We start from the raw sequence: 937 nt of genomic DNA, 5'->3' as shown, positions 1-937 counted from the left end.
GCGTTACACGCGGTTGGGAGTTTAAATAATTCTTCTCCTGCAAAATCAGAATCAAACGAGAGAAAAATAAGTTTCGTGGAGCTGGCAATAAGGCTTTGAGTTTACCACGTCGTTTTCCTGAAAGTTCAGCAATTCAACGTGTGTTTCCTGCAAACTCTTTCAGGGCTTCTTCCCAGTTTTGCCAGCATAAACATTGTGCAACCCAGGTTTCGTGCAGACTGCTATTTCAAAGTTTCATGGCAGGTTTTTAGTATTTTTGTGGTGTAAGAATCCGGGTTTCACAACCATCGCTGTTCACTATCCCAAAGCTGGCAACAGAGTTTTTGTGTTTGTTTGGGGTATTCTGGTTGTACAGCAAACATTCGCAGTTTTCCTGACAGTTGGTCATCGCTTCATTCGTGCCATGCCAGCGTCAGCAATTTAAAACATCGCCTGCAACAACGCGTGTAACAAGCGCATGGGTTGGACGCCGCAAGCGGCGCCCATCATGCGAGCGTTAGGCGAGGCAAAGCCAACATTGAGCTTGGGCAGCTGCCTTATTTATCGTGCAAGCTGCCGTTGGAGCTGCATCGGAGTTATTCCCTTCCAGTTACGCCGCAATCAAATTCTGTGTTACCGGCTCATTCAAGGTTTGCGGCGAGCAAGAATTGAGCAAATGTTTTCGTGCAACCAACGTCAGCAAAAACATCGTGCAACCGGCATCAGGCAAACATTGGTGTTTATTCTTAAAACCTTCAATAGTGTGCCAGGCTGGCAATCAACATCAGGTTTCACCAAAGGTTTACAGGCTGGCCAGCCATAAATAACGTGCTTGCTGCACAAAAAGCGCATCGTTGTGTGGCTGGCATTATCGTCAATCTGGTAGGCGCCTAACAAGAGCGTCGTGTACGGCAGCAAGCTGCCTGGGACGCCTACGGCGCCCCACACGCAGGCGTTA

1 protein-coding gene is annotated in these 937 nt (G+C 48.1%); it reads right to left on the bottom strand.

Annotated features, from left to right (window positions below; translation table 11 throughout):
* Nucleotides 1-675: 675 nt before the first annotated feature.
* Nucleotides 676-937 (bottom strand): hypothetical protein (locus M3P05_RS20460; RefSeq protein WP_249701988.1); only part of this gene is annotated, 262 nt, incomplete at its 5' end.

Source organism: Parendozoicomonas callyspongiae, assembly GCF_023502345.1.
Lineage (GTDB): Bacteria > Pseudomonadota > Gammaproteobacteria > Pseudomonadales > Endozoicomonadaceae > Sansalvadorimonas > Sansalvadorimonas callyspongiae.
This window is presented reverse-complemented; position numbering and strand designations above follow the sequence as displayed.